This window comes from Micromonospora sp. WMMA1363 (assembly GCF_030345795.1).
Lineage (GTDB): Bacteria > Actinomycetota > Actinomycetes > Mycobacteriales > Micromonosporaceae > Micromonospora.
Genome location: NZ_JAUALB010000001.1, coordinates 5,075,222 through 5,100,635, shown reverse-complemented (window position 1 = coordinate 5,100,635; position 25,414 = coordinate 5,075,222). Strand labels below are relative to the sequence as shown.

Sequence of the window (25,414 nt, the reverse complement as noted above, 5' to 3'; positions counted from 1 at the left end):
GGACTCCTACTCATGACCCTCGCCGCCGCGCCCTCAGCAATAACTCTCGTGACGCCGGCCATGCAGGCACAAACCACGCCAGGTGCCACACGAAGCGAGGCAAGCGAGATTCGCAAAAAGCAATGGCATCTCCGCTACCTCGCTGTGGAGCGAGCGCAGCGAATTAGCCAGGGCGCCGGTATTACCGTGGCCGTGTTAGATACAGGCGTACACCCTCACCCCGACCTAAAAGACAATCTCCTTCCTGGCGCCGACATCATCTATGGGGGCAGTGGCGATGGCCATGAGGATCACGACGGTCACGGCACCGGCATGGCGGGCCTAATCGCCGCCCATGGCCGCGGTTCGGGAACTGGCGCACTCGGAATTGCCCCCATGGCGAAGATCCTTCCAGTTCGCTTCAAGTTAAGGAATCCGGAAGGGACAGCCATTGCTCTTAGTCAAGCGATCGAGTTTGCCATCGCAAGTAACGCTCACGTAATTAGCATATCCTCCGGGGGCGCACCTGACAGCAATGAGCGAAGGGCGATCGAGAAGGCTCTCAGTGCCAATATTGTCGTAGTAGCAGGTGCCGGCAATAACAATCAACAGCAGGAAGTCGGCTTCCCGGCATCCTACCCTGGCGTCGTTGCAGTAGGCGGAATAGATCAGAATGGCCGGCACGCAGAAGTCTCGGTTACCGGCACGGGAGTAGACTTAGTTGCGCCGGCCGTGAAAATCTACAGCACCAGTTCCCGCGACCGATACCGCAGTGGTACAGGAACTTCTGGCGCAACTGCCATCGTTGCGGGGGCGGTTGCTCTGATCAGGGCGAAGTATCCGTACCTGCCGGCGGACGAGGTGGTGCACCGACTGACCGCCACGGCCATCGACAAGGGCCCACCGGGGCGGGACGAACAGTACGGCTACGGGGTGATCGACATTGTTGCCGCCCTGACTGCGGATGTGCCTCCGCTCGGCTTCGACTCGATCCCACCTGCCGCATCGGCCACCGCGTCGAGAACGCGCCGGGCAGGGTCCCCGGACGAGGAAGGTCCGGCGACGACGCGCGGCCTCATCACATTAGGGGTGCTTCTGGCGGCCGGGGGCGCGTGGGTGATCGTCGCCAGACGGCGCCGGCGCGGTGACGCTCCGCCCCCGCGGATCAGTCGATAAGGCGTGAGACGCCTTCTAGGAGCGCCACGTTCACCGTCGTCCTGTTCTCGGTCCGGATGCCGCGAAAGCATCGGCTGCGCCCACGACGGCCGCGGCCCTGCCCTGCCGTCGGTGACCTGCCCTGCCGTGCGGTCGGTGACCCGTCGCGAGGCGCGGCCGGCCTCGCTGCCCCGTCTCCCCGGGCCGCCCGGTAACGTCGGCGGGGTGTCCGGATCTCTACCGCTCCGCCTCGTGCTCGCCTCGGCGAGCCCGGCCCGCCGAAAGACGCTTCAAGCAGCCGGCATCGAACCAGATGTGCTGGTCAGCGGCGTCGACGAGTCCCTGGTGGTGACCGACCGGGCGGAGGAACTCTGCCTGGAGCTGGCGCGGCTCAAGACGCAGGCCGTCCTGACCCGGCTACGGCCGACGAACGACCAGCGCACGCTGGTGATCGGGTGCGACTCGGTGCTGGAGTTCGACGGTGAGATCTTCGGCAAGCCGGCCGACGCGGCGGACGCTGTCCGTCGGTGGGAACGGATGCGGGGACGCAGCGGCGTGCTGCACAGCGGACACTGCCTGATCGATATCGTTGCGGGGCGCCGGGCCGAGGCGGTTGCCTCGACGACGGTGCACTTCGCCGACGTCAGCGACGACGAGGTCGCCACCTACGTCGGCACCGGCGAGCCGCTGGCGGTGGCCGGGGCGTTCACGATCGACGGTCTGGGCGGACCGTTCGTGGAGCGGATCGAGGGTGACCCGGGCACGGTGGTGGGTCTCTCCCTGCCGCTGCTGCGCCGTCTTCTGGCCGAGCTGGACCTGCGGATCACCGATCTGTGGATGAAGGTCGCGCCCGGCAACCAGTCAGTCGAGCCGCTCCGCTGAACCGGCGCCGACACCACGAGGAGCACCGAGTGACCACGAAGTCGATCCCGCTCACCGAGGAGTTGCACGCATACCTCGTCGCTCACGGCGGCGCACCCGACGACGTCATGCGAGACCTGATCGAGGAGACCCGTGCGGCGTTGCCCGAGGACGCAAAGATGCTGGTCGCCCCAGAGCAGGCCGCGTTCCTGACCTTCCTGACCCGGCTCCTCGGCGTACGGCAGGCAGTCGAGGTGGGCACCTTCACCGGGCTCTCCGCGCTGGCGATCGCCCGGGGGCTGGCGGACGGCGGCCGGTTGACCTGCTTCGACATCTCCGAGGAGTACACCGGCATTGCCCGGCGGTGCTGGGCGCGTGCCGGGGTGGCCGACCGGATCGACCTACGGATCGGGCCCGCCGGTGACACGCTGCGCGAGCTGCCGTACGAGCGCCACGTCGACTTCGCCTTCATCGACGCGGACAAGACCGGATACCCGATCTACTGGTCGGAGCTGGTGCCGCGGATGCGACCGGGCGGGGTGATCGCGGTCGACAACGTGCTGCGCGACGGTCGGGTGATCGCGCCGCGCGACGAGGACGACCGGGCCATCGCGGCGTTCAACGACGAGGTGTTGGCCGACGTCCGGGTCGACGCGGTGATGCTCCCGGTGGCCGACGGGCTCACCCTGGCCCGGGTGCGCTGATCGACTCGCCTGCCCGCACGTCGTGGTGTGTGAGCTGCCCGGGTACCGCGATGTCCGGGTGCCGGTGTTGATCGCGCGGCCGGGAGAGCCGACACTGCGGCATATCCCACACTGAGCGATCGTTAGGGGGGTCAGAGCGGCCGATACACTCCCGGTCAACGACCTCCGGGGAGGAGCCATCAAGGTGCGCAAGGTACTCATCGCCAACCGCGGCGAGATCGCCGTCCGCGTCATTCGTGCCTGCCGCGACGCCGGACTGGGCAGCGTCGCCGTCTATGCGGACTCGGACCGGGACGCCCTGCACGCCACCCTAGCCGACGAGGCGTACGCCCTCGGTGGGGACACTGCCGCCGACAGCTACCTGCGGATCGACAAGCTGATCGACATCGCCGCGAAGGCGGGCGCCGACGCGGTCCACCCCGGTTACGGCTTCCTCTCGGAGAACGCCGACTTCGCCCAGGCGGTCATCGACGCCGGGCTGGCCTGGATCGGTCCCACCCCGCAGGCGATCCGGGACCTCGGTGACAAGGTGACCGCCCGGCACATCGCCCAGCGTGCCGGCGCGCCGCTGGTCCCCGGTACGCCGGACCCGGTCGGCAGCGCCGACGAGGTGATGGCCTTCGCCGTCGACCACGGCCTGCCGGTCGCCATCAAGGCTGCGTTCGGTGGCGGTGGGCGGGGTCTCAAGGTGGCCCGCACCATGGAGGAGATCCCGCACCTGTTCGAGTCGGCCACCCGGGAGGCGGTCGCCGCGTTCGGTCGTGGTGAGTGCTTCGTCGAGCGGTATCTGGACAAGCCCCGACACGTCGAGGCCCAGGTCCTCGCCGACCAGCACGGCAACGTGGTCGTGGTCGGTACCCGGGACTGCTCGCTGCAGCGCCGGCACCAGAAGCTGGTGGAGGAGGCCCCGGCGCCGTTCCTCACCGAGGCCCAGCGCACGCAGATCCACGAGTCGGCCAAGGCGATCTGCAGGGAGGCCGGTTACCACGGCGCAGGCACGGTCGAGTACCTGGTCGGCACCGACGGCACGATCTCCTTCCTGGAAGTCAACACCCGCCTCCAGGTCGAACACCCGGTCACCGAGGAGACCGCCGGCGTCGACCTGGTACGCGAGCAGTTCCGCATCGCCGACGGCGAGAAGCTGCGTTTCACCGCGGACCCGACGCCACGTGGGCACTCCATCGAGTTCCGGATCAACGGTGAGGACCCGGGCCGCAACTTCCTACCCGCCCCGGGCACGATCACCGCGCTGCGCCTGCCCACCGGCCCGGGCGTCCGGGTGGACACCGGCATCTCGGCTGGTGACGTGATCGGCGGCAACTTCGACTCGCTGCTCGCCAAGGTGATCGTCACCGGCGAGACACGTACCGAGGCGATCGAGCGAGCCCGCCGAGCGCTGGACGAGATGATCGTCGAGGGCATGGCCACCGCACTGCCGTTCCACCGCCTGGTGGTCCGGGACGAGGCGTTCACCGCCGAGCCCTTCACTGTGCACACCCGCTGGATCGAGACCGAGTTCGACAACACCGTCCCGGCGTTCACCGCGCCCGCCGCTGCCGGCGCGGGCCCGGCCGAACGGGAGACCGTCGTGGTCGAGGTGGGGGGCAAGCGGCTGGAAGTCAGCCTCCCCGCCGGCATCGGCGGGGGCACGACCACCGCGTCGCCGGCCGCGAAGAAGCCGTCCCGCCGGGGCGGCGGCGCGAAGGCCGGTGCCGCGGTCAGCGGGGACGCCCTCACCTCGCCGATGCAGGGCACGATCGTGAAGATCGCGGTCGCCGACGGCGACACCGTGGCCGAGGGTGACCTGGTCGTGGTGCTGGAGGCGATGAAGATGGAGCAGCCGCTGCACGCGCACAAGGCGGGCACGGTCAGCGGCCTCTCCGCCGAGGTCGGCGCGGTCATCACCGCCGGGGCGGCCATCTGCGCCATCGCCTGACGCGCAACGGCCGCACCTTCCCTGACGGGCAAAGGCCGCAGCATCGCCTGGACACGAAGGCCGCACCATCCGCACCCCCGCCTGGGGTGCCAGAGGCACGGTCCGCGGCGCTGCGGGGTGGGAAGGGACCCTGACCGAGGCCTTGACCAAGGGGCTTGGTGTCAGTGGAGGGTCTCGGCGGCGACGGCGCGGACCGCGACGGTCAGCGCCGTCAGGGCGGTGGACTCCAGCCGCCAGTGCTGCCAGTACAGCGGGACGTCCACCTGCCGGTCGGGGACGATGTCGACGCAGGTCCCGCGCGTCAGGTCGGCGGCGGCTATCTGCTCGGGCACCAGCCCCCAGCCGAGTCCCCGCCGGATCGCCTCGGAGAATGCCGGCACTGACGGGACGTAGTGCACCGGTGGGTCCAGTTCCCGCCTGGTCACCGAGCGCAGGAAGCGATGCTGCGTCCGGTCCTTGCGGTCGAAGACGATCACCGGCGCCGTGGCCAGTGCCGCGGCGGTGGCGCCGTCGGGAAACCACCGCTCGACCAGCGTCGGTGCCGCCAGCGCGTGGTAGCGCATCGCGCCGAGCCGCTGCGCCCGGCACCCCTGCACCGGTTCCCGTTGGGCGGTCACCGCCGCCGTCACCGATCCGTCGCGGAGCAGCTCGGCCGTGTGCTCCTCGTCGTCCTGACGGATGTCGAAGGAGAGGTCGAGCCGGTCGGGCACTCGGGCCAGCGCGGCGGGGAACCAGGTTGCCAGGGAGTCGGCGTTGACCACGGCCGCCAGCCGGGTACGGCCCGGACCGCCGCCGGCCAGGCCCTGCTGCGCCTCGGTCAGCGCCTCCCGTTCGAGCAGGGCGAACTGGCCGGCGAGGCGCAGCAGCGGTTCGCCCGCCTCGGTGGGCCGGCACGGTCGGTGTCGGCGTACCAGAACCTGGCCGACCGTCTCCTCGAGCGCCTTGATCCGCTGGCTGACCGCCGATGGCGTGACGTGCAGCAGCCGGGCGGCGGCGTCAAAGCTGCCCTCGGCCACCACGGCGGCGAACGTCCGGAGCTGGATACTGTCGAGCATTAGCACATCTTACGGACCCTCAGATTCTTTAGCTGGACCGCACGAGTCGCCGCGCCTAGCGTCGTGGCGTGATCGCCTCCGCTCTCGCCGGTTTCTCCATCACCGTCGCCCTGGTCGTCGCCATCGGCGCGCAGAACGCGTTCGTGCTGCGTCAGGGGCTGCGCCGGGAGCACGTCGTACCCGTCGTGCTCACCTGCGCCGCCTCGGACGCCCTGTTGATCGGGGCCGGCATCGCCGGGATGGGTGCCCTGGTGGCGAACCGGCCGACGCTGGTCACCGCGGTGCGCTGGGGTGGCGCCGCGTTCCTGCTGTGCTACGCGCTGCTTGCCGCCCGGCGGGCGCTGCGCCCCGACGCGCTCCGGCCGGCCGACGACCGGCCGCCGGCCCGCCTGCGGACCACCCTGCTGACGTGCCTGGCCTTCACCTACCTCAACCCGCACGTCTACCTGGACACCGTGCTGCTGCTGGGCGGCGTCGCCCAGCAGCACCCGCACCGGTGGCTGTTCGGGGTGGGCGCGGCCGCCGGCAGCCTCGCCTGGTTCACGGTTCTCGGGGCGGGCGCGTACCGGCTCGGGCCGCTGCTCGCGCGGACCGCCGTCTGGCGGATCCTCGACGGCGCGGTCGCCGTGATGATGGCCACGCTCGCGGCGGCACTGCTGCTGGCCTGACGCCGGGCCGCGCCGGGAGATCGGGCACCGGCGACCCGGGTTTGTCCGACCACCGGCGACGCGGACCGCGGCGGGCGGTCATGATGGCCGGGTGCAGTTCCTTAACGGCGCGGTTCCCGCGCACGACCTGACCTACAACGACGTATTCATGGCGCCGGCGCGCTCCGAGGTAGCGTCCCGGCTCGACGTCGACCTCGCGACCGGCGACGGCACGGGCACGACCATCCCGCTGGTGGTGTCGAACATGACCGCGGTGGCCGGCCGGCGGATGGCCGAGACGGTCGCCCGGCGCGGCGCCGTCGCGGTGATCCCCCAGGACATTCCGATCGAGGTGGTCGCGAACGTCGTCGGCTGGGTCAAGCAGCGACACCTGGTCTACGACACGGCGATCACGCTCGGCCGACCGACACCGTCGGCGACGCGATCCACCTGCTGCCCAAGCGGGCGCACGGCGCGGTGATCGTGGTCGACGACGCCGGCCGGCCCGTCGGCGTGGTGACCGAGGCGGACACCGTCGGCGTGGACCGGTTCGCGCAGGTGCGGCACGTGATGTCGGCCGAGTTGCACACCGTGCCGGCCGACGCGGACCCGCGTACCGGCTTCGATCGGCTCTCGGCCGGCCGCCGCCGGCTCGCCCCGGTGGTAGACGACCGGGGCCGACTGGTCGGGGTGCTGACGCGGCAGGGGGCGCTGCGCGCGACGCTCTACCGGCCGGCGGTGGACGACCGGGGCCGGCTCCGGATCGCCGCCGCGATCGGCATCAACGGCGACGTCACCGGCAAGGCGGCGGCGCTGCTGGAGGCCGGGGTGGACACCCTGGTCGTGGACACCGCGCACGGGCACCAGGAGCGGATGATCTCCGCGTTGCGGGCGGTGCGCAAGGTGAACCCGGCCGTTCCGATCGCCGCCGGCAACGTGGTCACCGCCGAGGGCGTGCGTGACCTCGTCGAGGCGGGCGCCGACATCGTGAAGGTCGGTGTCGGGCCGGGCGCGATGTGCACCACCCGGATGATGACCGGAGTGGGCCGGCCCCAGTTCTCGGCGGTGCGGGACTGTGCCACGGCGGCACGGGCGCTGGGCCGACACGTTTGGGCCGACGGTGGGGTCCGGCATCCACGGGACGTGGCGCTGGCGCTGGCGGCGGGCGCGTCGAACGTGATGATCGGATCCTGGTTCGCCGGCACCTACGAGTCCCCCGGCGACCTCTACGTCGAGGCGGACGGCCGACGCTACAAGGAGAGCTTCGGCATGGCCTCCGCCCGCGCGGTAAGCGCCCGAACCGCCGAGGACTCCACCTACGACCGGGCCCGAAAGGCGATCTTCGAGGAGGGCATCTCGTCGGCCCGGATGTACCTCGACCCGGCCCGTCCCGGGGTCGAGGATCTGATCGACGAGATCATTTCCGGGGTACGCAGCGCCTTCACCTACGCTGGCGCCCACAACCTCGTGGAGTTCCACGAGCGGGCGCTGGTCGGCGTGCAGAGCACGGCCGGCTACACCGAGGGGATGCCGCTGCCGACGAGCTGGTGACAGCTCAGCCGGCCCGGGTCGCCGCCGGTTCCCGGTCGGGGGGCGGGTCGGACGGCGCGGGCCGGTCCTTCGGCAGCCGGGCGCAGGCAAGCAGGCCGACCAGGAGGAAGCCCGCAGCGGCGAACGCGGCGTACCGGGTGGCGTCGGAGAAGGCGGCCTTCGCCTCCTCGGCGACCGGGGCGGTACGCGGGTCGGCGGCGAGACCGCCGATCGCGGCCCCAGCACTCTCCCGGACCGCGGTGACGATCTGCTGGCGCTGGGCCGGATCGATTCCGGGCGTGCCGGCGAGCCGGTCTGCCAGGATCGCGCCCAGGCTGGCGAAGAGCACCGTGCCGAGCACGGCGATGCCGAGCGCCGAGCCCACCTGCCGCGCGGTGCTCTGCACGCCGGAGCCCTGGCCGCTGCGCCGCACCGGCACCTCCCGCAGCGACACGCCGGTCAACTGAGCGGTGGCGAGGCCGACGCCGACGCCGTAGACGAAGAGGAAGCCGAGCGGCGCCCACCAGCGCGTGCCCGGGGCGACGACGAGGCCGAGGCCGGCGATGCCGACGAGTTCGGCGGCGACCCCGGCCTGTACCACCCGGACGGCGCTCCACCGCCGGACGAGTGGCGCGCCGAGACCGCTGGCCAGGAAGCTGCCGACGGCGAGGGGCAGCAGGGCCAGGCCGGTGTCGAACGCGCTGTAGCCGAGGACGTTCTGATACCACAGTGGAAGGGCGAAGAGCAGGCCGAACTCGCCCAGGCTCACGATCGCGGCGGCGACGACGCCGGTGCGGAACGAACCGATCCGGAACAGTGACAGGTCGAGCAGGGCCGCCCGCCCGGCCCGGTTACGGCGGACCTGGTGGGCGACGAGGGTCGCGAGTGCGAGCAGCCCGACCAGACCGGCGACCGGCACCGGCGAGATCTTGGCGGCCCAGTGCAGCCCGAACAGGCTGAACGGCTGTTCCCGCGCCCACCAGCCGTACGTACGCCCCTCGATGAGCGCGAAGACGATACCGGTCATGCCGGCCACCGAGAGCAGGGCGCCGAGCCAGTCGGTCCCTCGCTCCGCGTGCGCGTCCCGGGACTCGGGCACCAGCGCGAGGACGCCGGCGACGACCAGCGCGCCGACCGGGACGTTGATGCCGAACGCCCACCGCCAGGAGAACTCCGTGGTCAGCCACCCGCCGAGCAGCGGCCCCAGGGCTGCGGCGCCGCCGATGGTGGCACCCCAGACAGCGAACGCCGTCACCTTCTGACGCCCGGTGAAGGTGGCGTTGAGCAGGGAGAGCGAGGTGGGCAGCATCATCGCGCCGCCGAGCCCCTGGAGCACCCGTGCGCTGATCAGCGCCGGGCCGGACCCGGCCGTCGCGGCGAGCACGCTGGCCACGACGAAGACCACCACGCCCGCGACGAACATCCGCCGCCGCCCGGAGCGGTCGGCGAACCGGCCGGCGACCAGCAGCAGCGCCGCGAAGACCAGGGTGTACGCCTCCTGCACCCACTGGGCGTCGGTGGCGGTGAGGTCGAGGTCCCGGATGATCGCGGGTACCGCGACGTTGACGATGGTGACGTCCACGATGATCATCGCCACGCCGAGGCTGAGGGCGAGGAGACCCCACCAGCGCCCGCGTCCGTGCTGCGGCATAGCGCCTCCGATCGCTAGTTTCCCTAGCTACCCGAGATGCTAGCTTTTACCCGTGGAGGGTGCCGCGTCAACCACCGAGCCGGATACGACCGGAACGCGCCGTGGGCCGTACAGCGAGGCGCCGTCGACGAGTGAAACCGCCCGGGCGTTGCGCGAGGTGATCCGGGCCGCCGGCGACACACGCGGGGCGCTCGCCCGCCGCCTCGGGACCGGGGCCACCGACGCCGCCGCCATCGACCATCTCGTCTCCAGCCCGGACGCGCTCGGGCCGGTGGAGCTGGGCAACCGGCTCGGCATCCGCTCGGCATCCGCCACCACGCTGGTGGACCGACTGGTGCGCGCCGGCCACGTCGAACGCACCCCGCACCCGCAGGACCGACGCCGACTCGCGCTCCAGGTCACCGACCAGGCGTACGACCAGGTGCGGGCGGCGCTGCGGCCGATGCTGGCCGGCGTGGAGCAGGCGGTCGCCCGACTCACGCCGGAGCAGGCGGCGGCCACCAGCGCGTTCCTGCGGGAGGTGGCGGCGGTGATGCGGGAATACGTCGCCACCTCCCCGGACGACCCGCCGGTCCGCTGAGCTGGCCGCCGCACGGCCGGCGCCACCATCCGGTCAACGCGGCCCGAACAGGCGACGGATGACGGCACGCGCGGCCTCCCGCGGATCGCCCCCCACGCCGTCGGGGAAGGCGCCGGCGGTCCACAGCGTCGCGAAGCCGTGCACGATCGACCAGGCGGCCAATGCGTCACCGGTGGCGTCGCCCGCCGCGCCGTGCGGCGCCGGCAGGCCGGCGGCGCCCGCCCACAGCGCCGCCCTGGACCGCTGGCGGGCCGCCGCCGTCGTCATTTCGTTCGGACCCTGACCATCAGGCCGCCAACCTCATCCCCATGGACCTGATCCGCCTGCACGACGTGCCACTCGGACGGCTGCTCGTGGTGGCCGGGCACCTCACGGGCCACACCGTCGACGCCGACCGGGCCAAGGCGGCGGTGGTCCGCGGGTTGTTGGCGGTCATCAGCGGTGGGGACGCGGCGACGCACGTGACCCGTCCGGTCCCCGCGCCGCACCCGCGGGGACCGGCGGATGGTGGCTCAGCCAGCCGGGAGGAGGCCGGGCGCGCGGGCGGCGACGACCCGCCCGACCAGGGTGAGCGCCTCGGCGGCGGGCAGCGGATCCAGGCTCCGGCCGTCGCGCAGGCGCAGAGAGACCCGCCCGGTTGCGGCCTCCCGCGGGCCGACCACCGCGGCGTACGGGACACGAGCACGCGCAGCGTCGCGGATCCGGGCCCCCAGCGACCCGGCCCGGTCCAGCTCGGCCCGCAGCCCGGCCGCCCGCGCAGCGGCGGCGAACCCGGTGGCCGCGCCGTCCTGCCGGGCGTCGATTGGCAGGACCACCAGCTGCACCGGGGCGTACCAGGGCGGGAAGGCCCCCTGATGCACCTCGATCAGGTAGGCGAACAGCCGCTCCATGCTGCCGACGAGACTCCGATGCACCATCACCGGCCGCCGCCGCACCCCACCGGAGCCGGTGTACGACAGGTCGAAGCGCTCCGGCTTGTCGAAGTCGAGCTGGACGGTGGAGAGGGTCGACTCCCGGCCGGCCGCGTCGACGACCTGGATGTCGATCTTCGGACCGTAGAAGGCAGCCTCCCCCGGGGCCTCGACGTACCCGACCCCGTCGAGTCCGGCGCGAAGCAGGTCCTCGGCCCGCGCCCACTGCGCGTCGTCGCCGGCGTACTTCTCCCCTGGGCCGCGCAGTGACAGCCGAACCCCCGACGGCCGGACACCGAGCGCGGCGTGCGCCTCGCGGATCAGCCGCAGGATCTCCGCCACCTCCGCGCCGACCTGCTCGAGCGCACAGAAGATGTGCGCGTCGTTCAGCGAGATGGCGCGCACCCGGGCCAGCCCGCCGAGCACGCCGGAGCGCTCGGCCCGGTACATGCCGCCGAGCTCGGCCACCCGCAGTGGCAGGTCCCGCCAGGAGCGGCCCCGCGCCCGGTAGACCAGCACGTGGTGCGGGCAGAGCGCCGGCCGCAGCACGAACTCGTCGTCGGCCGAGAGCCGCATCGCGGGGAACATGTCGTCGGCGAAGTAGCCGAGATGGCCGGAGAGCGCGAAGAGCTCCCGTTTGCCCAACGGCGGGGTGAGGACATGCTGGTAGCCGGCCCGGCGCTCGAGGTCACGGACGTACTCCTCGACGGCGTGCCGGGCAGCGGTCCCGGCCGGCAGCCAGAGCGGCAGCCCCGCACCGGCGAGCGGGTCGGAGATGAAGAGGCCCAGCTCACGGCCGAGCCTGCGGTGGTCGATCATGTCGCGCTCCTGGTTCGGGTACGGCCCGGAGACGACAGGCGCCCGAAACGCCACGAGGCCCCGGGGCGGATCGCCCCGGGGCCTCGTCGACGGACGTGTCAGTGCGGCGCGCCGGGGTCTCCCGGCGTCGTGGTCCGTACCGCACCATGCATGCGGGAAGAGTACGGGCTACGTCCGACCACGGCACCTGGATTTCCGGCGGGATCATCGACGAGGAGTTGGCATGGCCCGGCCGGTTCATCGCTGATCTCGCGTCTACCTGGTCCGGCCGAGCACCCGTTCCCGCAGTTGCTGGCAGTAACGGCCCCGGACAGATCGCCGATCAGATTGGGGGCGGGCCGCCGGCACGGGACCTGCCGGCGGCCCGCGGCGGCCGTCTCGTCGAGAACGGGGGACCCGACGGGGCCGCGCGCCGACAACGGTACGCCGCTGGACGCCCGTCCCGCGAGCGCCGCACGTCTCCGGATTTCCCCCGTAGGCCGTCACCGTCACGGCGGCCAGCTCGTTGCACTTGTTCGTCCCGCCCGTGTCGACGGTCACGACGCACCAGGGCTGTCCCCGGTGACGTCCGACACCCCGTCAGGCTTTCCGACATCCGATCCGCCCGTCCGGCGAGGTGGCAGCCGTGCCCGAACTACTCACCGAGGTCGCGTCGCCGTCCTGGGCGTACCTCGCGCTGCTCGGCCTGTTGATCACGGACGCCTTCGTTCCGGTGATCCCAACCCAGGCCCTCATGATCACGTCGGGCGCGCTTACCGTCTACGGCGACCTGAGTCTGCCGGTCACCATCGCGACCGGGGCCACCGGAATCTTCACCGGTGACGTGGCCTGCTACCTGCTCGGGCGAGTGGCGCCGACCTCGCGGTTCGCCTCCGCCCTACGGGCCGAATCCCTGGCCCGGCAGCGGCGGAAACCGGGGACGGCCCGGCGGGCAGCGGGGCGGGTCGCCCGACGGCTGAGCCAACCTGGGCCGGTGGTGATCCTGGTCTGCCGGTTCGTGCCCGCCGGCCGGATGGCGGCATGCTTCGCGGCCGGCCGCCGCCACTACCCGTACCGGCTGTTCCTGCTGTACGAGACGCTGGCCGCGGTGGGCTGGGCGACGTACGGGGCGCTGGTCGGCCACCTGGGCGGCGCCGCCCTGACCGGCTCGGCCTGGCGCCTGGCGGTCATCGCCGCTGCGGCGGCGGTGGGGTTCGCGGCGGCGGGGTGGGCGATGACCCTCCTGACCACCCGCACCACCCCGCCCGCCGACCTCCCGACGGACTGACCATCCGAGCTCTTGGTCAGGACCGGCCCCCGACGGCGCCGGTCCTGACGACCGTCGCCGCCACGATGGCGACGCTCACTCCAACTCGTGGAGCATCAGCTGGCGGGCGGCTTCGGTGACCGAGCCGGAGAGGCTCGGGTAGATGGTGATGGTCTGCGCCAGCTCATTGACCGTCAGGTGGTTCTCCACCGCCATCGTGATCGGCAGGATCAGCTCGCTCGCCTTCGGGGCCACCACCACGCCGCCGATCACCTGGCCGCTGGCCGGACGGCAGAAGAGCTTGACGAAGCCGTCGGCGACCTCGTCCATCTTCGCCCTGGCGTTGCCGGCCAGGGGCAACATGACCTGCCGGGCCGGCACCTTGCCCGCGTCCACCTCGTCCTGGCTCACACCGACGGTGGCCAGCTCGGGGTCGGTGAAGACGTTCGCCGCGACGGTCCGCAGCCGCAGCGGGCGGACCGCCTCGCCGAGCGCGTGCCACATCGCGATCCGACCCTGCATGGCGGCGACGCTGGCCAGCGGCAGCACACCGGTGCAGTCACCGGCCGCGTAGATGCCCGGCACGTTGGTGCGGGACACCCGGTCGACCGCGACGTACCCGCGGGCCAGCTCGACACCGTACTCGGCCAGCCCCAGGTCCGCCGTGTTCGGAATCGAGCCGACCGCGATCAGGGCGTGCGAGCCGTACACCGTGCGACCGTCGGAGAGCGCGACCTCGACGCCGTCATCGGTCCGGCGGACCGCGTCGGCCCGCGAGTTGTTGAGGATGCTCATCCCCCGGCTGCGGAAGACCCGTTCGATGGCCATCGCCGCGTCGGCGTCCTCGTGCGGCATCACGCGGTCGCGGCTGGAGACGAGGGTCACCTCGACACCCATCGCCAGATAGGCGCTGGCGAACTCCGCGCCGGTGACGCCGGAGCCGACGACGATCAGGCGCCGGGGCAGCTCGGTGAGGTCATACACCTGCCGCCAGGTCAGAATCCGCTCACCGTCCGGCACCGCGGTGGGGAGCTGGCGGGGCGTCGCGCCGGTGGCGACCAGGACGGTGGAGGCGTCGATCGAATACTCAGCGCCGCCGTCGGCCGAGTTGACGATCACCCGATGGGTGTGACCGAGTGTGTCCTCACCGAGCCGGGCGTTGCCCGCCACGAAGGTCACCCCGGCCTTGACGAGCTTGGCGTGGATGTCGGCGGACTGGGCGAGCGCGAGCCGCTTGACGCGCCCGTTGACGGCCGCGGCGTCGACGGTGACCGCCTCCAGCCCGTCGGAGTGCACCCCGAACTCCTCGGTGTCCCGGTACCCGGTCACCACCTGCGAGCTGGCGATGAAGGTCTTCGACGGAACGCAGTCGGATAGTACGCACGCCCCGCCGGCGCCCTCCGCCTCCACGACGGTGACGTCGGCGCCCAGCTGGGCGGCGACCAGGGCCGCCTCGTAGCCGGCCGGCCCTCCGCCGATGATCACGATCCGGCTCACAGCGCTCGCCCCTCGTCCATGCTCACAGTGACTTTCTTCTCCCGAACGTGTCCGACACGCACCGTCGTATTCTCCCCCACCCGCCGACCCGGCTATCGTCATCGCCGTGCGTCATTACGCCGCCTACGGCTCAAACCTCGACCCTGCCCGGATGCGCGCCTACTGTCCGCATTCGCCGATGGTGGGCACCGGCTGGCTGGAGGGCTGGCGACTCACCTTCGGCGGCGAGGGCGTCATCGGATGGGAGGGGGCGGTCAGCACAGTCGTCGAATCCCCCGGCGACCGGGTGTTCGTGGCGCTCTACGACATCCACCCGTACGACGCCGCACAGCTCGACGAGATCGAGGGCGTCACGTCCGGCACATACCGGAAGCTGCACGTGCGGATCTCGACCCTGGACGGCGAGGTCACGGCGTGGATCTACGTCTTCGACGGCTACGAGGGCGGGCTGCCGACCTCGTGGTACCTCTCGGAGATCGCGAATGCCGCCGAGAAGGCGGGCGCGCCGGACGACTACGTCACCGAACTGCGTTCCCGCCCCACCGGCACCGCGTCGGCCTAAGGCGTGTCGCACGGCGTCCAGTCTGCTACCGGCCCGGACGCCACCGGGGACCGGGTTCGACCGAGGTCGTCAATCCCACACCCGCGGCCGGCGCGACCCAGCTCGTATCTGTCGGTCCAACGCACCTCGCGCAGCCTGACCGGCTGGTAGCGAGTGACCGGGACGGTCGCCGACGTTGCGGGAGCGATGCCGCCGGTGCGGAGTCGGCACGATCAGGGGTGGCTCAGGTCGGCGCGGAAGGTCGCCAGGAGTTCCACCAGTTCCGCGCCGTCTGCCGGGCCGAGCGCCGCGAACGCCGGCGCGGCCAGCCGGTCGGTCACCGCCTCCGCCCACAGCCGCCGCCGGACCAGCGGCCCCACCGGGGGATACGGCGGCGGCCAGCCGCACGCCACGGCGCTGGCCTCTCCGTCGGGCCCGGCGAGCACCGCCTCCAGCGGGGTCATCCCGGCGGCGCGTACGGCGAGCAGGTGCGCCCCGGCGAAGTGTTCCCGCAGCAGGCGCAGGCTCACCGCCACCCGGGCACCAGCCGTCCGCTCCGGAACGGGCATCGCCCGCCACGCGGCGAACAACGGCATCCCCGTGGCGTCCGCGGCCTCGACCGCCCTACCGAGCAGCCCGGCAAGCCGGCCGGCACCTGGCCGGGCGTCGAAGTTCTCGTCGCCCCACCGGCAGCACTCCGCCACCGTGACGGTGGCCACCCGCATCGGCGGTACGGTCCGCAGCGCCGCGTCCCAGCCGTCGGCGACCGCGTCCGGCGCGATGAACCCGAGGGCGGCGGCCACCGTCTCCGCGCGGACGTCGCCGAGCGCGCCGGCCCGTCCGGCGATGTGGAACGCCCAGCCGGAGATGCCGAGCAGCCGGGCCTGACGCAGGGTGACCGGGCAGCGGGTGTACGCGTCCCCGAGGTCCAGCACGGCCGCCTTGCAGCCGGCGGCCACCTGCTCCGGCGTCACGCTCGCGCTCCCGGTCCGTCCCGTCTGTCCACAGGGGTCAGTCTGCCGTGCCAACGCCGCCGCCGACATCCCCCTCTTCGGCGTCGAGCGCCTCGACCGCCGCCTCGACCTCGCCGGTACGGCGGCGGGCGGCGGTGACCGACCGCTCGGCCGACCGGCGGGCCAGCCGGGCTCGGCTGAGGTCCTCTCCGGCGACGGCCCGCCGCCGTTCCAAATCGGCGAGTTCCGTCTCGATCGTGTCGAGGACGGCAGCACCGCCGCGCTCGGTCTCCGCCGCGTCGGTCAGCGCCGCCTCGGCCCGCTCCTGATCGGTTCGTGCCCGCGCGAGCTCCTTCTCCAACGCGCGCCGCCGGCGGGCCCGCTCGGCTCGGGCGGCCCGTTCCGCCTGTTCGGCGCGGAGCGCCGACCGGTCGTCGCTCCGCGGCCGGACAGCCACCCCGGCGGCCTCCTCGTCGGCTCCGCCGGTGACAAGGCGCAGCTGCGGCCGAGGCACCTCACCGAAACCGGCGTAGCTGGCGGCGCGGAGCAACCGACCGGAGCGAACCTGCTCGGCCACCTCGACGTCGGAGATGGCGGCGTTGAGGGTCCCCTCCACCTCGGCCAGCGGAAGCTTCCCGGCCGACGGGGCACCCTCGACCCCGGCCGCCAGCCGGCGTGCCTCGGCGACCAGCGCGCCGACCACGGCCCGGCGCTGTGCGGACAGGTCCCGAAGTTTCGCCCCACGCAGCTCGCGCTGGGCGGACCGCAGCGACTCGGCCAGCCGGCCCAGGTCGGCGACCAGCTCCGGCCGGTCCAACGCGAGCAGATTCACCAGCCAGGCTGCCACCGTGGGGCGGCGCAGCCGGCCGATCTCCCGGGCGACCCGGACGTCACCGCTGCGGCGGGCCTCGGCGGCCGCAGCGTCCCGGGCGGCCACGAACCGGTCGGGTGGCGTGCGGTAGAGCTGCCGCACCAGTTCCCGGGTCGGGTCGGGCATCGTCGCTCAGGCGTCGACCCGGGTGCCCGGTTCCAGGCGCCGGTAGTCCACGTCGGAGAGCCGGGTGACGTTGTTGTTGAACGCGGTCAACCCGTTTTCGTTCAGTAGTCCGTCGTGCAGTGCGTACGCCCGGCGTGGCGCGACCGCACGGAGGAAGTCCAGGGACTCGGAGAACTTGGTCCACGGTGCTTGGATCGGCAGGAAGAGGGTGTCCACTTCGACGTCCTCCGGGACCACCAGGGAGTCGCCCGGGTGGTAGACGCGGTCGTCGACCAGATAGGCGAGGTTCTCCACGATCGGGATATCGGGGTGGATCACGGCGTGCCGTCCGCCGTAGGCGCGGACGGGGACGCCGGCGGGGGTGAACTCCGAACCGACCTCGACGGGCGAGAGCAGGCCGGTCAGATCGTCCAGGGTGGCGACCAGCGAAGCGGGGCCGTACAGGGCGAACGGGCGGCGGTCGTGCTGCTCGGCCAGGGCGGCCACGTCGAGGTGATCGGGATGCTCGTGGGTGACCAGTACGGCGTCCGCCCCGTCCAGCGCGACCCGCTCGCTGAAGATCCCCGGGTCGATGACCAGCACTCCCCCGTCGTGCTCGACACGTACGCAGGAGTGGCCGTACTTGGTCAGCCGCATTCGTGACTCCTCGATTATCGAATCGTGACGTCCTGAGCGCAGTCTGCCGGAACGAACGCGGCACCGCGTCCCGTCTGACCGATCGGCCCCGGTCATGGGGCTCCAGGCAGGCGGTGCCGGCCAGCGGGTCGGCCATGATTGATCGGAGTCGGGATGGGTGGAAACGAAGCACGCCGGCGCGGCGTGATGATCGCGATGGCGCTGGCCGCGGCGCTGGCGGTCGCTGGTTGCGGCGCGGCGGGCGACGGAGACGACACTACGGGGGCGGAGTCGGCCACCGGCGCGGACCTGGGCGAACAGGTCGAGGCGCCAGCGGGGGCGGCCGACACCCGGGCCGGGGCCGGGCAGTCCGGGAGCACCGAAGGCAGCAGCCCGGCTGACCTACGCATCGACCAGCGGGCCATCATCTACACCGGTTCGATGCGGGTGCAGGTGGAGGACGTGGAGCGGGCAGCCCGGGACGCGATCACCCTGACCACGGCGGCCGGCGGCTTCGTCGGCGGCGACCAGCGGCGCAGCGCCGACGGGGACGCCACCGTCGAGCTGACGCTGCGGGTGCCGGCCGCGAAGTTCACGTCGGTGGTGGAGGACATCGCCAAGCTGGGCACCCGGCAGCGACAGGAGATCAACACCGAGGATGTCACCGAGGAGACGGTGGATCTGGACGCCCGGATCAAGACGCAGCGGGCCCGGGTGGAGAACGCCCGACGGCTACTCGCCCGCGCCGAGTCGATCAGCGATCTGGTGTCGCTGGAGAACGAGCTGGCCCGCCGCGAGGCGGACCTGGCCTCGCTGGAGGCGAAGAAGCGCCGCCTGGCGGACCTGACCGCGCTCTCCACGATCACGGTCTCGCTGGTGGGTCCGGACGCCCGCACCGGCGACGGTGAGCGCCAACTCGGCTTCCTGGCTGGGCTGAAGGGCGGCTGGGGGGTCTTTCTGACCTCGATGACCGTGCTGGTGACCGTCCTCGGGGCGGTGCTGCCGTGGCTGATCGTCTTCGGCGTACCCCTGGGACTGTTCTGGTGGTTGATGCGCCGTCGCCGACCACGGTCGACGCTCGCGGTCGACCCACCCGCCGGCGCGGATACGACCGTCCCGGGCCCCGCCGCCGCGACTCCGGCAGCCGGGATCAGCTCGCCGCCGCCGCCAGTGCCCGGAGCGCGGTCTGCACCATGAGCCGGACGCCGACCGGAATGGCCCGCTCGTCCGCGTCGAACGACGCGCGGTGCAGGTCGACGTTCGGGCCGGAGCGGCCGACACCGAGTCGGGCGAGGGCGCCGGGGACGTACTCCAGGTACCAGGAGAAGTCCTCGCCACCCATGCTCTGCGGGGTCTCGGCGATGCCCTCGGGTCCGAGCGCGGCGGCGGTGGCGGTGGTGAGGATCTGGATTGCCCGCGCGTCGTTGCTGACCGGCGGACGGCCCCGCAGATACTCCAGGTCCACCGTGGCCCCGGTCGGCGCGATGACGTCCCGCACGACCTGACCGACGATCGTGGGAGCCAGCTCCCACGTGTCGCGGTCCATCACCCGCAGGGTGCCGGAGGCACAGGCTTCCGACGGGATGACGTTGTACCGGGTGCCGGCCGAGGCGTGGCCGAACACCAGCAGCAGCCCGCTGTTCGCCGGCACCCGGCGGCTGACCAGAGCCGGCACCTCGGTGATCAGCCGGCCCAGCGCGTCGACCAGGTCGACGGTGAGGTGCGGGCGGGCGGTGTGCCCGCCCGGGCCGGTCAGCCGGACGGTGACGTTGTCGGCGGCCGCGGTGATCGGCCCGACCCGTAGGCCGATCTGGCCCACGGGCAGGTTGGGGTCGCAGTGCAGCGCGAAGATCTGCACCACGTCGTCGAGGCCACCTGCCTCGATCACCTCCAGCGACCCGCAGGGCAGGATCTCCTCCGCCGGCTGGAAGATCAGGCGCACCCGGCCGGCCAGCTCGCCGAGGTCGGCGAGCTGGGCCAGCAGCATGCCGACGCCGAGCATGACCGTGGTGTGCACGTCGTGGCCGCAGGCGTGGCAGACCCCGTCGACGGTGGACCGGTAGGGCACCTCCTTGGAGTCGGCCAGCGGCAACGCGTCGATGTCGGCGCGGAGCGCGATCACCGGGCCGTCGGGGCGCCCGTCGATGTCGCAGATGACGCCGTTGCCCTTGGGCAGCATCCGCGGACGCAGCCCGGCGAGGGACAGCTCTCGGGCGATCAGGGCGGCGGTCTCGAACTCCTCGCCGGAGAGCTCCGGATGCGAGTGGATGTGACGGCGGGTAGCGATCAACCCGGGCACCCGGAGGGCGAGCAGGTGGTCCAGCTCGAACGGCAGGGGCTGGGACCCGGGCGGCGCCGCTGTCCAGGACGACGCCAGCTGGCTGCCCGTTGGCAGCGTCAACGCACTCGTCACGTCGAATTCTCGATCACTAGAAATGGATGGATCTTCGGGAACAGCAGACAGCCTAGCCCTCCGACGGTGACGCTGCGCAACCTCGTTCCCGTAGCGATCGGAGCGCGCTGCGTCACGAACACCCAGCTCGGGACGTGCGTGTAGCAGCGGGACTGCAGGTAGATCGCGGTCGAACGCCGTCATCTGCCCCACACCTCCTACAACCCGTAACCGAGTCCGCAGTCAACAAAACGTCACCGGGCTCCAGACCTCCTTTCCGAATTGTGGCATTAGTCGGTCCTGGATCCTGACGGTCCGACAACTACCCGACCACGCTCGGCGACGAGGCCTCGCCGACGTTCACACAGGCGCGCCCCGCCCGACCGCACACGGTGTGCGTCCCCATCACGCGGCCGGCCGCCCGGAGAGATCTTCCGGGCACGCCACGGCCGCCCGGCCGGGAGTCCGGGGTCGGCGGGGCGGTCCGCCGCCGCGTAGACGCCCCTGATCTGGAAACCCGACCCGCGTGACCCCGGATACCGGGCGGCGGGACAGGCGCGCCGGGCATCGGAGGAGGGCGCCGAACCGCAGGTCAGCGACGCGCATCGGAGAGTGAACAGTCGGACACGCTTCGTCGAGTTCGCAAACGTCCGCCGCGTCGGCTTCCGCATCGGGTGTCGGAACCAGCAAAATAGCGGGGTTGTGTCCCAGCCCCCTCGATATCCCCCGGTGGCTCTTCAGTGACTCAGATCCCGACGTGGAGCGGCGGACCAGTCAGTCCCCCCAGCAGCCGCGCGACACCCGGCACCACCATCGGCGGGCGCTACTCGTTGCGCTCGGCCGTGGGTAACGGTGGCATGGGCACGGTCTGGCGTGCGACAGACACACTCCTGCGCCGGAACGTGGCCGTCAAGGAGGTCGTCCTCCCTCCCGGGCTGGCCCCCAGCGACCGCGACGCAATGTACGAACGCACCCTCCGGGAGGCGCGCGCCGCCGCCGCGATCCAGCACCCAGCCGTGGTCCAGGTGTATGACGTGGTCACCGAGGGTGGCCGACCGTGGATCGTGATGGAGTTGCTGGACGCACGCAGCCTCGCGGACATGGTGATCGAGGACGGGCCGGTCGCCCAGCGGGTGGTCGCGAAGATCGGCATCGCGTTACTCGGCGCGCTGGAGGTGGCGCACGCGATCGGCGTGCTGCACCGCGACGTCAAGCCGGCCAACGTGCTGATCTGCTCCGACGGACGCTGCGTGCTGTCCGACTTCGGCGTCGCCCGGATGCCCACCGACGTGCAGCTCACCACCCCCGGCATGGTGCTCGGCTCCCCGCACTTCATCTCCCCGGAGCGGGCCATGGGCCAGGAGTTCGGCCCGCCGAGCGACCTGTTCTCGCTCGGTGTGACGCTCTACACCGCCGTCGAGGGCCGACCGCCGTTCGACAAGGGTGACCCGATCGAGACGATGCACGCCGTCGTCGAGGACCCGCCGGCCCCGCCGCAGCGCAGCGGGCCACTGGTACCGGTGCTGATGGGCCTGCTGGAGAAGGACCCGGCCCGCCGGGTGAACGTGCACACCGCCCGGGCCACGCTGCGCGAGCTGCTCGCCGGCCCACTGGCCAGCACCGCTGCCGCGGTGAACTCGGTGACCGACCCGTACTCGGTGGTGCCGGTCCAGCAGCGGCCACTGCCAGCGGCCCGACCGGAGCCGCCCAAGCAGGACAACCAGATCGGCGGGCGCGCGATGCTCGCGCCGGGTGAGTCGCTCACCGACCGGCTGGCAGCGCTGCACCGGGGCAAGCGCCCGGCGGCCGACGCCGGTCAGGCCGCCGCGCTGGACGACACCAGCGCCGACGCGCTCGCCGGGCCGCTGCACACGCCGACCGACGCGATGACCGCCCCCGGTCGCACCTACGGCGCCGACGCCACCCAGCAGGTCGGGGCCTTGGGCCAGCCCGAGGCCACCCAGCGGGTCAGCGCCGGCGGCTACGGGCATCCGGACGCCACGCAGCACCTGGATGGCGCCCAGTGGACGGCGCCGGGAAGCAGCCGACCCTGGGCGCCCGCTGCGCCCGGCGGCGCGATCGCCACCGCCCGCGCGACGGGCGACCGGCTCGTCCGGACAGTCAGGGGCTGGCCGCGCAAGATCCAGGTGGCCGCCGCCGGCGGGGTCGCCATGGTGCTACTGCTCGGCGTGTTGGCCCTGTCCGGCGGCGACGACAAGACGCCCGCCGCCCCACAGGCCGCGCCGACCTCGACGGCGCCCGCGGCCGGGTTGCCAGAGATGGCCGAGCACTCGGCACGCGGTGTCCGGGTGCTCGTGCCCGACGGTTGGCTACGCAACAGCGCCGGCGACTGGGTGGACTACGTCGACCCAGAGGACTCCGGCCGCAAGATCCGGATTATCAACGAGAAGTGGTCGGCCACCTCGCAACGCTGGGCGGAGGTCGCCGAGAACGGGCTGAAGACCCGCTCCACATCGTGCGTCAAACCGTACAACCGGGTGTCGGAGGACACGGCCACCGAGCTGGCCGGCAGGCCGGCAGCCGAGTTCGAGTACACCTGCGGCGAGGGCGACGGCATGCGGCACGGCGTGTGGCGCGGCGTCGCCCACGACGGCAGGGCATACTCGTTCTACCTGACCTCGACGGACGCGAAATTCGAGGAAAGCCGGCCGATCTTCGCCGAGATGGTGCGGTCGTTCCAGCTCACCGAGGCGGGCTGAGACCGGGCCGAGTCGACATGATGATCCGTCGGCGTGCTATCAAGAGGCATGCCGGCGGACACCACTGACATCGACCCCATCCACGAGCAGGCCCGACGCTGGCTCGCCGACGACCCGGACCCGACCAGTCGCGCGGAGCTGCAGGCGGTGCTCGACCGGTTGCCGGGCAGCGCACCGGAGCTGGCAGACCGCTTTGCCGGCCCGCTGACCTTCGGCACCGCGGGCCTGCGCGGCCCGCTACGCGCCGGACCGAACGGGATGAACCTCGCGGTGGTCACGCAGGCTGCCGCCGGGCTGGTCGCCTGGCTCGCGGCCCAGGGCGGGTCCGGCCCGCTGGTGATCGGGTACGACGCCCGGCACGGGTCCCGCGCGTTCGCCGAGCAGACCGCCCGGGTCGCCACCGGCGCCGGCCGTCCGGCGCTGCTGCTGCCCCGGCCATTGCCCACGCCGGTCCTGGCCTACGCGGTGCGCCGGCTCGGCGCGGCGGCCGGGGTGATGGTGACCGCCAGTCACAACCCGCCGCAGGACAACGGCTACAAGGTCTACCTCGGCGCGGAGCTGGGCGGTGAGCTGGGCGCGGGCGCGCAGATCGTGCCACCCGCCGACGCCGGCATCGAAGCGGCCATCCGAGCGGTCGGCCCGCTGGGCGACGTACGGTTGGGCCCGCCCGGGCAGACACTCGGCGACGACTTGGCCGCGGGGTACGTCGAGCAGGCCGCGGCAGTCGTCGCGCCGGACGGGCCGCGCGACCTGACCGTGGCGTACACGCCGCTGCACGGCGTCGGCGCGGCGGTACTCACGGCGGCCTTCGCCCGGGCCGGGTTCGCCGTCCCCGGGGTGGTACCCGACCAGGCCGAGCCGGATCCGGCGTTCCCCACCGTCTCTTTCCCGAACCCGGAGGAGCCCGGGGCCGTCGACCGGCTGACCGACCTGGCCGAGTCGACCGGCGCGGACATCGCCATCGCCAACGACCCGGACGCGGATCGGTGCGCGGTGGTGGTCCGCGAGAGCGACCCAGCGGCCCGCGCCCGGGGCGAGGTCGCCGGCTCGGGGGCGGGCGGCGGAGCGCCGGGCTGGCGAATGCTGCGCGGCGACGAGGTCGGGGCGCTCCTCGCCGACCACCTGATGCGGCGTGGCGTCACCGGCCTGTACGCCACCACGATCGTGTCGTCGTCGCTGTTGCGTGCCATGTGCGCCGCCCGGGACCTGCCGTACGACGAGACGCTGACCGGGTTCAAGTGGATCGTACGGGCCGGGGGCGGATCGGCGCCGCTGGTCTTCGGCTACGAGGAGGCGCTCGGCTACTGCGTCGCGCCCGACCACGTCCGCGACAAGGACGGCATCACCGCGGCGCTGACCGTGGCGGAGCTGACCGCGGAGCTCAAGGCGCGGGGCCGGACACTCACCGACCGGCTGGACGAACTGGCTGCCGAGTTCGGGGTGCACCACACCGACCAGCTCTCGGTGCGCGTCGACGACCTGCGGGTGATCAGCGACGCGATGGCCCGGGTCCGGTCCGCCACCCCGACCACGTTGCTCGGGCAGCCGGTCACCGAATGCCGGGATCTGCTACCCGAGGCGGACGTGGTCGTCCTGCGCAGCGCCACCGCCCGGGTGGTGATCCGCCCGTCGGGGACCGAGCCAAAACTCAAGGCATACCTGGAGGTGACGGAGCCGGTCGCCGACGGCGACGTCGCCGCGGCCCGTTCCCGGGCGGCGACCGCCGGCACCGCGCTCCGCGCCGAGGTAGCCTCCGCGCTGGGGATCTGAGGCGGGCCACACCACCGGCACGGCCGCCGCGAGCGGCCCGACACCGCGCCCGCCACTCGGACCATCCGCCACCACGGCGCCGGTGACGGGTGGGACGCCGGGCGGGTACGCCACGGGTCAGCGGCGGGGCACGATCAGCGGCGGGGGCCCAGAGCGGCGTCGACGGCATGACCGAGGGCGCTCACGACCAGCGCCACCGACGGGCGGACGTCGGAGTCCTCCAGGCCGACCTCGCCGGAGAAGCCGGCGCCGCTGGCGATCTCCGTCAGTCTGCGGCGGGCATCGGCGGCGGCGTCGCCGCTCACTCTGAGCGCCGGTTCCATCCGGAGCACCGCCACCAGCGTGGCCAGCGCGGCGGTCCGTTCGTCGGGCGCCGCCGAGCCGGTCAGGGCCTCGGCGAGCCGCCGGCGGGTGTCAGCCTCGACCGTGGGATCCAGCACCGGGTAGCGATGCACGTGGATGAATCCCAGCTCGGTCTCGTCGATGTCGCGCACCACACCCTGGCGGCAGAGGTCGCCGAGGATCCGGTCGCGCAGGCCGTGCCGCAGCCGCTGCACCCAGGACGACGGGGTGTGCGGTGTGTCGGCGACGATCCGGGCGAGCACCTCGTCGGTGACCGGCTCGCCGGTGGGCGTCGCGTCGACGACCGCGAGGTTGCCCTCGGCGTACACGATCCGCCCGGCCAGCGCCAGCTCGATCAGCGTCGCGGCCGCCATGCCCAGGTCGAGGCTGATCCGTGGCATGGTCGCCTTGCCCGTCTCGTCGTCGTACGCGAGGAGCAGCAACTCCTCGGCGAGCGCAACACCAGTCATGGCCCGGAACGCTAGCGCCTCCCCGCACCCCGCGTGCACGGAC

At 72.6% G+C, this 25,414-nt stretch carries 20 protein-coding genes and 2 pseudogenes; 12 read left to right on the top strand and 10 right to left on the bottom strand.

Going from position 1 to position 25,414, the window contains the following annotated elements; genetic code table 11:
• The first annotated feature begins 12 nt into the window (after nucleotides 1-12).
• The 4 genes from mycP (at nucleotide 13) to QTQ03_RS23815 (ending at nucleotide 4,635) form a co-directional block, all read left to right on the top strand.
• Nucleotides 13-1,155: a type VII secretion-associated serine protease mycosin gene (gene mycP, locus QTQ03_RS23830; protein WP_289279978.1), complete on the top strand. Its 1,143-nt coding sequence runs from the start codon at nucleotides 13-15 to the stop codon at nucleotides 1,153-1,155.
• Nucleotides 1,156-1,359: 204 nt separating this feature from the next.
• On the top strand, nucleotides 1,360-2,016 hold the full coding sequence (locus QTQ03_RS23825; protein WP_289279977.1) for a Maf family protein: 657 nt from the start codon (nucleotides 1,360-1,362) through the stop codon (nucleotides 2,014-2,016).
• A gap of 29 nt (nucleotides 2,017-2,045) precedes the next feature.
• Nucleotides 2,046-2,699: an O-methyltransferase gene (locus QTQ03_RS23820; protein WP_289279976.1), complete on the top strand. Its 654-nt coding sequence runs from the start codon at nucleotides 2,046-2,048 to the stop codon at nucleotides 2,697-2,699.
• Between the two features lie 184 nt (nucleotides 2,700-2,883).
• A complete protein-coding gene (locus QTQ03_RS23815) occupies nucleotides 2,884-4,635 on the top strand; it encodes an acetyl/propionyl/methylcrotonyl-CoA carboxylase subunit alpha (RefSeq protein WP_289279975.1) in 1,752 nt (583 codons plus the stop codon).
• Nucleotides 4,636-4,796: 161 nt separating this feature from the next.
• On the opposite strand, the gene QTQ03_RS23810 is transcribed toward QTQ03_RS23815, so the two are convergent.
• The gene (locus tag QTQ03_RS23810; protein WP_289279974.1) at nucleotides 4,797-5,690 is read right to left on the bottom strand and encodes a LysR family transcriptional regulator ArgP; all 894 of its coding nucleotides are present in this window, start codon (nucleotides 5,688-5,690) and stop codon (nucleotides 4,797-4,799) included.
• Nucleotides 5,691-5,758: 68 nt separating this feature from the next.
• Here QTQ03_RS23810 and QTQ03_RS23805 point away from each other — a divergent pair, with 68 nt between their 5' ends.
• Nucleotides 5,759-6,358, top strand: coding sequence for a LysE/ArgO family amino acid transporter (locus tag QTQ03_RS23805; protein ID WP_289279973.1), 600 nt, complete (start codon nucleotides 5,759-5,761; stop codon nucleotides 6,356-6,358).
• Nucleotides 6,359-6,449: 91 nt separating this feature from the next.
• A pseudogene (locus tag QTQ03_RS23800) lies at nucleotides 6,450-7,888 on the top strand (GuaB1 family IMP dehydrogenase-related protein).
• A gap of 4 nt (nucleotides 7,889-7,892) precedes the next feature.
• Here QTQ03_RS23800 and QTQ03_RS23795 read toward each other — a convergent pair.
• A complete protein-coding gene (locus QTQ03_RS23795) occupies nucleotides 7,893-9,518 on the bottom strand; it encodes a DHA2 family efflux MFS transporter permease subunit (protein ID WP_289279972.1) in 1,626 nt (541 codons plus the stop codon).
• A gap of 52 nt (nucleotides 9,519-9,570) precedes the next feature.
• On the opposite strand from QTQ03_RS23795, the gene QTQ03_RS23790 reads away from it, so the two are divergent.
• Complete coding sequence (locus tag QTQ03_RS23790) at nucleotides 9,571-10,098, top strand: MarR family winged helix-turn-helix transcriptional regulator (protein ID WP_289279971.1); 528 nt, start codon at nucleotides 9,571-9,573, stop codon at nucleotides 10,096-10,098.
• 33 nt (nucleotides 10,099-10,131) lie between these two features.
• Here the strand turns inward: QTQ03_RS23790 and QTQ03_RS23785 are convergent.
• Both QTQ03_RS23785 and thrS read right to left on the bottom strand, forming a co-directional pair.
• Nucleotides 10,132-10,395 (bottom strand): annotated as a pseudogene (locus QTQ03_RS23785) (TetR-like C-terminal domain-containing protein); the annotation flags it as partial.
• Nucleotides 10,396-10,610: 215 nt separating this feature from the next.
• Entirely contained in the window at nucleotides 10,611-11,828 is a 1,218-nt protein-coding gene (thrS, locus tag QTQ03_RS23780) for a threonine--tRNA ligase (RefSeq protein ID WP_289279970.1), read from the bottom strand.
• Between the two features lie 625 nt (nucleotides 11,829-12,453).
• Here thrS and QTQ03_RS23775 point away from each other — a divergent pair.
• On the top strand, nucleotides 12,454-13,095 hold the full coding sequence (locus QTQ03_RS23775) for a DedA family protein (protein WP_289279969.1): 642 nt from the start codon (nucleotides 12,454-12,456) through the stop codon (nucleotides 13,093-13,095).
• Nucleotides 13,096-13,170: 75 nt separating this feature from the next.
• On the opposite strand, the gene QTQ03_RS23770 is transcribed toward QTQ03_RS23775, so the two are convergent.
• Nucleotides 13,171-14,571, bottom strand: coding sequence for an NAD(P)H-quinone dehydrogenase (locus tag QTQ03_RS23770; protein WP_289279968.1), 1,401 nt, complete (start codon nucleotides 14,569-14,571; stop codon nucleotides 13,171-13,173).
• Nucleotides 14,572-14,677: 106 nt separating this feature from the next.
• On the opposite strand from QTQ03_RS23770, the gene QTQ03_RS23765 reads away from it, so the two are divergent.
• A complete protein-coding gene (locus QTQ03_RS23765; RefSeq protein WP_289279967.1) occupies nucleotides 14,678-15,133 on the top strand; it encodes a gamma-glutamylcyclotransferase in 456 nt (151 codons plus the stop codon).
• A 212-nt stretch (nucleotides 15,134-15,345) separates the two neighbouring features.
• On the opposite strand, the gene QTQ03_RS23760 is transcribed toward QTQ03_RS23765, so the two are convergent.
• From QTQ03_RS23760 to QTQ03_RS23750, 3 genes are read right to left on the bottom strand one after another with little or no spacing between them, the layout of a single operon-like run.
• On the bottom strand, nucleotides 15,346-16,086 hold the full coding sequence (locus QTQ03_RS23760; RefSeq protein WP_289279966.1) for an SCO6745 family protein: 741 nt from the start codon (nucleotides 16,084-16,086) through the stop codon (nucleotides 15,346-15,348).
• Between the two features lie 37 nt (nucleotides 16,087-16,123).
• Nucleotides 16,124-17,062 carry a coiled-coil domain-containing protein gene (locus QTQ03_RS23755; RefSeq protein WP_289279965.1) on the bottom strand — a complete coding sequence of 313 codons (939 nt, stop codon included), beginning with the start codon at nucleotides 17,060-17,062 and terminating at the stop codon, nucleotides 16,124-16,126.
• A gap of 6 nt (nucleotides 17,063-17,068) precedes the next feature.
• Nucleotides 17,069-17,698 carry an MBL fold metallo-hydrolase gene (locus tag QTQ03_RS23750; protein WP_289279964.1) on the bottom strand — a complete coding sequence of 210 codons (630 nt, stop codon included), beginning with the start codon at nucleotides 17,696-17,698 and terminating at the stop codon, nucleotides 17,069-17,071.
• Between the two features lie 153 nt (nucleotides 17,699-17,851).
• Between QTQ03_RS23750 and QTQ03_RS23745 the strand changes: the two genes are divergently transcribed.
• Nucleotides 17,852-18,874, top strand: a complete 1,023-nt coding sequence (locus QTQ03_RS23745) for a DUF4349 domain-containing protein (RefSeq protein WP_289279963.1) — start codon at nucleotides 17,852-17,854, stop codon at nucleotides 18,872-18,874.
• Here QTQ03_RS23745 and QTQ03_RS23740 read toward each other — a convergent pair.
• The gene (locus QTQ03_RS23740; protein ID WP_289279962.1) at nucleotides 18,828-20,090 is read right to left on the bottom strand and encodes an amidohydrolase; all 1,263 of its coding nucleotides are present in this window, start codon (nucleotides 20,088-20,090) and stop codon (nucleotides 18,828-18,830) included. The genes QTQ03_RS23745 and QTQ03_RS23740 overlap by 47 nt on opposite strands.
• A 719-nt stretch (nucleotides 20,091-20,809) precedes the next feature.
• On the opposite strand from QTQ03_RS23740, the gene QTQ03_RS23735 reads away from it, so the two are divergent.
• Together QTQ03_RS23735 and QTQ03_RS23730 are read left to right on the top strand one after the other, a co-directional pair.
• Nucleotides 20,810-22,789, top strand: coding sequence for a serine/threonine-protein kinase (locus QTQ03_RS23735; protein WP_289279961.1), 1,980 nt, complete (start codon nucleotides 20,810-20,812; stop codon nucleotides 22,787-22,789).
• 48 nt (nucleotides 22,790-22,837) lie between these two features.
• The gene (locus tag QTQ03_RS23730) at nucleotides 22,838-24,559 is read left to right on the top strand and encodes a phospho-sugar mutase (RefSeq protein ID WP_289279960.1); all 1,722 of its coding nucleotides are present in this window, start codon (nucleotides 22,838-22,840) and stop codon (nucleotides 24,557-24,559) included.
• 134 nt (nucleotides 24,560-24,693) lie between these two features.
• Here the strand turns inward: QTQ03_RS23730 and QTQ03_RS23725 are convergent, their stop codons facing one another.
• Complete coding sequence (locus QTQ03_RS23725) at nucleotides 24,694-25,371, bottom strand: GOLPH3/VPS74 family protein (protein WP_289279959.1); 678 nt, start codon at nucleotides 25,369-25,371, stop codon at nucleotides 24,694-24,696.
• Between the last annotated feature and the right edge of the window lie 43 nt (nucleotides 25,372-25,414).